A 7,759-nucleotide genomic window follows, 5' to 3' on the forward strand; every position below is an offset into this window, starting at 1 on the left:
CTGACCCACGCCCCTTGGTCAGGCACCAAACGACTCGGTGCTGCTGCAATGTTCAGGAGACGACAACGATGGCACAACAACCCGCTTTTCTCGACGAGGATCCACAAGAGACTCGCGAATGGCTCGAATCGATTGAGTCGGTGGCGAGTGTCGAAGGACGCCCTCGCGCCCACTATCTGATCGATCAGATGCTGGATTTCGACGCCAACCGTCACGGTGACTTCTACGGGCGCGTGACGACGCCCTACGTCAATACGATCCCGGTCGAACGCCAGCAACCCTACCCCGGCGACCTGGCCGTGGAGCGCCGGATCAATGCCTATATTCGCTGGAATGCGCTGGCCATGGTGCTGCGCGCCGGCAAACATTCGAACGTGGGTGGACACATTGCGTCCTACGCGTCGGCAGCGGTTTTGTACGACGTCGGCTTCGAGCATTTTTTCCGTGGCCGCACCGAGCAGTTCGCCGGCGACATGGTGTACATCCAGGGCCACTCCTCACCTGGCATCTATGCACGGGCGTATCTGGAAGGACGTCTGAGTGAAGAGCAACTGGACAACTTCCGCCGCGAGACCGATCGTGACGGTATCTCATCCTATCCGCATCCACGGCTGATGCCGGAGTTCTGGCAATTCCCGACGGTGTCCATGGGGCTCGGGCCAATTACCGCCGCGTATCAGGCCCGGTTCATGCGTTACCTGGAGGACCGCGGGCTGAAGGAACATCAGGGGCGAAAAGTCTGGGCATTTCTCGGCGACGGTGAAATGGACCAGCCGGAATCCCTGGCGGCGATTTCTCTCGCGGGCCGGGAAAAGCTCGACAATCTCATCTTTGTCGTCAACTGCAATCTGCAGCGCCTGGATGGACCGGTGCGCGGCAACAGCAAGGTGATTCAGGAGTTTGAAAGCCTGTACCGGGCGGCTGGCTGGAATGTACTCAAGGTAATCTGGGGCAGCGGCTGGGATGCCCTGTTGGAGAAGGACAGGACCGGCCTGCTGCGCCAGCGGATGATGGAGTGCGTCGACGGCGACTATCAGAACTACAAGTCGCAGAACGGCGCCTATGTGCGGGAGCATTTCTTCGGCAAATACCCTGAGCTGCTGGAGCTGGTCAGTGACCTGAGCGACGACGACATCTGGAAACTGTCCCGTGGTGGCCACGATCCGGAGAAAGTCCACAACGCCTACGCCGCCGCCATGCGCCACATCGGCGGACCGACCGTGATCCTCGCCAAGACGGTGAAGGGTTTCGGCATGGGCGAAGCCGGTGAAGGCCAGAATATCAACCACCAGCTCAAGAAGATGGGCGACGACGCGGTCAAGGCGTTCCGTGATCGGTTCGGACTGGAACTCAGTGATGATCAGCTCGGCGACATGCCTTACCTCAAACCGGCTGCGGACAGCGTCGAAAGCCTGTACCTGCAAGCCAGGCGCAGCCAGTTGGGCGGTTACATCCCGGCCCGTTTCAATGCCGTGGCACCATTGCAGGTCCCGCCTTTGTCGGCGCTGGATACACAGCTCAAAGGGACTGGCGAGCGGGAGATCTCCACGACCATGGCGTTCGTGCGCATCCTCGGCACGCTGCTCAAGGACCCGAATATTGGCAAACTGATCGTGCCGATCGTCCCCGACGAATCACGTACCTTCGGTATGGAAAGCCTGTTCCGCCAGATTGGTATCCACTCCCACGTCGGCCAGCTCTATACGCCTCAGGACGCCGGCCAACTGAGTTATTACAAGGAGGCCAGAGATGGCCAGATCATGCAGGAAGGCCTGAACGAATCCGGCGGAATTTCTTCCTGGATCGCCGCGAGCACTTCCTACAGCACCCACGCCGTAATGACGGTGCCCTTCTATATTTTCTACTCGATGTTCGGCTTCCAGCGCGTCGGTGACCTCGCTTGGGCGGCAGGTGACGCCCGTGCCCGGGGCTTCCTGCTCGGCGCCACGTCCGGCCGGACCACGCTGATGGGCGAAGGCCTGCAGCACGACGACGGCCATAGCCATGTCCTGTCTTCCACCATCCCCTGCTGCGTGTCCTACGACCCCACTTACGCCTATGAATTGGCGGTGATCATCCAGGACGGGATGCGGCGGATGTACGTCGAAAACGAGGATATCTTTTACTACATCACGCTGCTCAACGAGAACTACGCCCATCCGCCGATGCCCGAGGGTGTCGAGCAAGACATCCTCAAAGGCATGTACCGGCTCAGCGCCATTGCGCAGCCCGCCGAAGGCAAGCATGTGCAACTGATGGGTTGCGGTTCGATCCTGCAGGAAATCGTCGCCGCTGCCCAATTGTTGGAGCGGGATTTTGCCGTCAGCAGTGACGTATGGAGCGTCACCAGCCTGACCGAACTGCGTCGGGAGGGCCAGGATGCCGAACGCTGGAACCTGCTTCATCCACAACAGACGCCTCGCATCAGCCATGTTGAAAGCTGCCTGCAGGATGCACAGGGTCCGGTGGTGATCGCGACCGACTATATGAAAATATTCGCCGACCAGATCCGCCCGTTCGTGCCCAATCGCCGCTTCGTCGCCCTGGGCACTGACGGTTTCGGCCAATCGGACACCCGCGAATCGTTGCGTCGGTTTTTCGAAGTGGATCGCCATTTCATTGCCTTGGCGGCCCTGAAAGCGCTGGCTGACGACGGCGCGATCACACGAGAAAAAGTCGCCGAGGCGATTGTTCTTTATGGGATTGACCCCGAGAAGCAGAATCCTGCAGCTGTATGATTGGGTGATTCCATTGAAACTGGAAAGGCACCCTGCACTGGTTCCAGGGCAGGGTCCTTTTTTTTTGCCGCTACAAAACGCGCACAAACAAAAACGCCGATCATCACTGATCGGCGTTTTTGTGAAATTGGAGCGGGAAACGAGACATAGATACCTACTTTATCTCTTTGAGATACGTGGTTTTTACCAAAATCATGGCGTTTCAATTTGGACTAATTCCATACCCTATCGCGCCGGCGGGCAGCCCCCCCTCTCCAGTCTGGTCGGCGGCGGGTAACGGTGGAATCCGAGACACTCGCGCGGCCTCGCCGACAGCGGCTACTGAAGACATCTGCGCCGTCGAAAACTGCGGGGCCTGGAAGGCCAAATGAGGTATTGAGTAACCGTACCGCTGCGGTTGGCCGAGGTCTCGCGAATTTGCGCCCCTCTTCCACCTAGGATCTCAAGGAGATCCACCGTGATGACAATCATGAATGCGCCCCCATTAACCCTCCCCGGGGCTCCTATACCTGCCCCGTATTTAAAATAATCGCGCACGCTGTCGGAAACCGATCTCGGGGTCACGCGTAGAATACATAGGCTTGAAGCTATCCCAGCGCGAGCTAGGAGAAATCGGCGGCGTGAAAGCCAGTTCTCCGAGGCACTAGGTAAATGTCAGCTGGTCTTCCAGCGCCAACTATCTGGCGACCATTGCGGCGTCCGGGGTGGACATGCTTGTGCTGGCGGGACAACGACATATGGCGTGGCTGACGGCGGATCAGATGGCGCAGACGCAGCGGGATTTGCGGCGCATTCTGCGGTGTTGAAACAACTGCAGCGAGTACCGAGGGATTGTGCAGACAGTGCAGCAGTGGCCGGTTCGCCGGGCTTGCCTTGAGCACCGTCGGCGACGCTCTTATATGCCGTACTCATCCCTATTGTCCGGCACCGCTGTGCAAACGACCGTGAGTCACTACGACGTCCAGCACTCCCTAGCTTCTTGTACCTTTACAGGCAGGGAACTTGGAGCATCCCCAAAACTGACGACCAGCGTGTTTTCCTTTGCGAGCGGTTCGACGCACCATGGACGCGCCGCAGCTTGGGCACGCATTGGCCACCACCGGGCGCGTCGTCACGGGCGCAACCGTCCGCAGGACACTCGATAGCGGTTGAACTTTGCTCGGTGGAACCTGAGTTCTTTTAGGAAGCTCAATCGAGATGGGCGTAGGCGCAGGCACATTGATTCCCAACACCGCACAATCGTGCCCAGCAATAGCCCGCTCCTGCAATGCCTGCTGAAGAGCTTGATCGGGCTTGGTCTTGGCGGAAAGACATCGAGGCACTGAAGCCTGTAAAGCGGCGAAACCCGACTGAATTTTCTTCTGCAACTCAATCTGCTTAGTGGCAAACGTCACGCGGGCCGACTGCTCTGCCTGCACATCAGACGGATCCGGCGTGGCGTTGTAACGAAATTTAGCCTCTTGCTCCTGCCGCCATGCCAACATCTTCGCCGTCAAGGCTTCTCCAAAACCTGGCACTGCTCGAACCGCATACGCGGTAATGTCCGCCGCGGTCTCAATGCCAAACGACGCGAGCGTGGCGGTCTTTCCGGCACCGATACCTGATATGGACGCTCGCCTGATCAGAAACCGATCCAGAAAAACCGTACGCTGGCGATCTTCCCGAGTCACTTTCAGTTGCTTCAACGCCTGAGCGAGCTGCGCTTCGAGCTGGCGATACCGAACCACTGCATCCTCTAGGTCAGCATACAGAACATGCATTTCCCGAAGGCCAATCCGTTGTAGGTAGGCCTGAGACGTTAAACGCACTTTGCTGTCTGCTTCCTGATAGGACTTGCGGAAAGGGGTTGGATCTACCTTTTTAGTGGCGAAAATTCGCGCTAAACCGCCGAAACCCAGAAGGCCCCACAGAACTGCCGCTCCTGGCACGGCAACATAGCCAATCACCGCTGCCAGCAATGCAAAACCACCGATGATTGCAGGGGCCTGCCGCGTGTTCTTCACCCGCGTTACAGCTAAACTGGGCGAGCTAATATTGCCGCTCCAGACCGGCAGCACCTCCGTGGGTGATGGGAGACGTACGGCCCGAATAGCCGTCCACATCCGTTCCAGATCGAACGGACCTGCCACCGGAACATTGCCAACAGCCAGTCCTTGGGGAAACATTTCGACGCCCGACTGACTCGCTAACCGACACCACAAGCAAGTATCTGCCGGACCTGGGAAATAGTGCGTCGGCACATCCGCACATCGACGCAGGCCCGTCTCGAGCCCCTGTAAAAGATGGACCCAAGCCGCCGGATCTGGACGAGACGAGGGTGCGAGCCCAAAAGCGGACTCCAACGCTGCCGCTATTTCCCTTGGGAAGTCTGCCAACATTACGGAACCGGGCGGCGGTGTAGTTCGCGTTTCATCCCGTCGAACTACTGAAAAGGCGAAGCGATGTTGCGCAATCGATTGCCCCAGCGTGAGGTCAGGGCCGTTATAGCGGCCTGCATAGGGGTGCTTACCCATCGCTAACAGCTGGAAAATGGCCACCGCCAGCCCAAAATTATCGTGCGCTTGGGTTCGTATGACAGCTGCGAGGCTGCTCCCGTGAAGCTCGGGAGGTGTGAAGTCTTCGGTTCCGACAACACAGGGATAAGAGTGCCCCTTTAAGTTGAACTGAAAGCTGTCGGCATCAATCAGTGCAACGGTCGCATCCTGCCCTACCAACACACCGGAGTGATTGAGATCGCCGATGACACAACCGGCCTGATGCACAGTGGCAACCGCACGCGCAACGTTCTGAGCTACGCGCACCAGGAATCTGTAGTCCGCTTTGGGGAAATGCAGCTTGCGGGATTTCGGACTGTACAGCTCATGAAGCGCACGGTATCCCGCCACAAGTCGCATGGTAAAACCAAGAAAATTTCCGGAAGCATCAGTCACGACCTCAGACGGAAACGCGACCAGGGTCGTCGCTCCAGCCAACTGCCCGTCGATCATGGCTCTAACTTTACTTTCGCGGGAGCCTCGCAACGCGGTCTTATAGATCTTAACCGCTCGATCTGCGCGCCCGGCCAACGCGAACACATCGCCTTCGCCACCTTTACCCAACTGCTTATCGAGTCGTTCAGTTCTACCGCCGACCTTGACCTGTACAGAGCTCACCGACATGACACCAGAACAAGCGTCTTATCATCATCGGTGCGTTCACAGAGGGCGGGGCTGTCCAGATAGCGTGCGAGTGCACCAGACAACACGACCAGACGTCCCTCAGCACTTTCCTGATCCACCGGTTTAATCATCGGATCAAAAAAACGCGGGAAGGGCTGCTGCGTAGCCTGCTCCAATGCAACTGACTCAAGCCCATCCGAAAACAGCGCGAAGGCGTCATACTCGCGATCCAAGCGATAGATATGAGCACGCACTTCAGGGTCATCGGTGACAAAATAGGTCGTGGCGGCGAACTCTCCATTCTCCGGCCAGCACAGGGCCTCCCAGATACCCGCCTTACGTGCCACCAGCGCGCTATCACCAATTTGCAACGCTAGGACTTGATCTTTGAATACCAGCAGCATCACCAAGGTTGCGGCAAACTGCCGCCGCGTGACTGCACGCGTCTGCGCGACCTTAGCGAGTCGGTCACGCAGCTGATCAATCCAGCCCATGATCATGTCGTCATCCGGCAGCACATCCTGGTCGCTAAACCAGTGGCGAAGACGGCCCATCAAACTACGGCAGGTTAACGTTGCACCTTGTCCGCCGTAGGCGGCGCTGCCTGCGCCATCGGAGACAATCGCACAAAAAACATCCGGAGTGAGGCGCATAACGCTGTAGGCGTCCTGCTTCCTTGTCCCCATTTTCAGATGTGATGTGCCAATGCACGACGCAGCCGCCCAACGCCAATGCGGCTTACTCTGCAACGGCCCACCCCGTCGGTCCTGTCGGATTGACAAGAGGAACAGCATCCCCCGGGTTGGACTGTGATACCGCGCTCAACGAGCTCGATAGCCAAGCGAAGAGCTCTCGAAACGCCAGCCCTTTCAGCTTGAGGGGTTGACGCGTACCTAACCGGGAAAGGGTGGACATCTCGGCACCGTCGACGCCCACGGAATAGAACATGAACTCCTTTCGCTCTTCCCCCTCGTGCACGCGTCGCCGCGCTTCCTGCCAGTCATCCGTCGGCGCTCCGTCAGTAATCAGGAAAACCCAGGGGCGGTAGTACTTCACGCCGTTGGCTCGGTACCGCGCCTTGCGTTCGCACAACAAATCCAATGCACGCTCAACGGCCTCGCCCATTGGAGTGACACCGCTGGCTTCTAACACTTCAGGGAAATACCCATCGACGGTCGTGAAGTCGGTTTGGACATTGACCGGTCCGAAGGTCACCACTGCCAACTCTACCCGCTTCGCCGCCATGGCATCGGCATACAACTCTTCTTTGAAAAACTGCAGCGCATCATTCAATTGCTGGATCGGCGCGCCATTCATGGACGATGACGTGTCCAACAGCAATATGCAGGGGCATCGTTGCTCCGGATTCTCTGCGAATTCGGCGTCCGCAAAAGGTTGCTGCTCAAAATCGGTCATCTTGTCCCCTCTCAATCCCTGACGAAGCTGTCGTATGTAATGGCACGATAGCAGCATGGACTATAATTGGCACAGAATGATACGTACAAGCCCCTTAATATCCGCCCCCAGTGCGCCACTTTTGATCCATGGTCGTGCCGCTTGATCGCGCACCACTTTCAATACCTCTTGGCGCGAGATCTTGGTGAGCAGCTGGAGGTGTTTTCGATGAAGCGAACCGGAACGAAGAAAGAGCCGAAAAGACTTGTTCCCAATGGCTTAAAGACTTCCATTGAGCTCTGTAGATGAATATATGGAGCGGGAAACGAGACTCGAACTTGGTTTTTTATTTGCAACTGCGAAAAAACGCGCACAAACAAAAACGCCGATCATCACTGATCGGCGTTTTTGTGAAATTGGAGCGGGAAACGAGACTCGAACTCGCGACCCCGACCTTGGCAAGGTCGT

The 7,759-nt window shown here is 57.6% G+C and carries 4 protein-coding genes; 1 reads left to right on the forward strand and 3 read right to left on the reverse strand.

The features are described 5' to 3' along the window. Window positions 1-68: 68 nt before the first annotated feature. A complete protein-coding gene (gene aceE, locus QRN33_RS11715) occupies window positions 69-2,738 on the forward strand; it encodes a pyruvate dehydrogenase (acetyl-transferring), homodimeric type (RefSeq protein ID WP_285408680.1) in 2,670 nt (889 codons plus the stop codon). Window positions 2,739-3,709: 971 nt separating this feature from the next. On the opposite strand, the gene QRN33_RS11720 is transcribed toward aceE, so the two are convergent. From QRN33_RS11720 to QRN33_RS11730, 3 genes are read right to left on the reverse strand one after another with little or no spacing between them, the layout of a single operon-like run. Then, entirely contained in the window at window positions 3,710-5,890 is a 2,181-nt protein-coding gene (locus tag QRN33_RS11720; protein ID WP_285408682.1) for a topoisomerase DNA-binding C4 zinc finger domain-containing protein, read from the reverse strand. Next, window positions 5,887-6,678, reverse strand: coding sequence for a PP2C family serine/threonine-protein phosphatase (locus QRN33_RS11725; protein ID WP_350310280.1), 792 nt, complete (start codon window positions 6,676-6,678; stop codon window positions 5,887-5,889). Before QRN33_RS11725 ends, QRN33_RS11720 begins: the two co-directional genes overlap by 4 nt. Continuing rightward, window positions 6,635-7,312, reverse strand: a complete 678-nt coding sequence (locus QRN33_RS11730) for a vWA domain-containing protein (protein ID WP_252873207.1) — start codon at window positions 7,310-7,312, stop codon at window positions 6,635-6,637. The genes QRN33_RS11725 and QRN33_RS11730 overlap by 44 nt, the downstream gene beginning before the upstream one ends. Between the last annotated feature and the right edge of the window lie 447 nt (window positions 7,313-7,759).

The sequence above is a fragment of the Pseudomonas sp. FR229a genome (assembly GCF_030209115.1).
GTDB classification, from domain to species: Bacteria; Pseudomonadota; Gammaproteobacteria; order Pseudomonadales; family Pseudomonadaceae; genus Aquipseudomonas; species Aquipseudomonas moraviensis_A.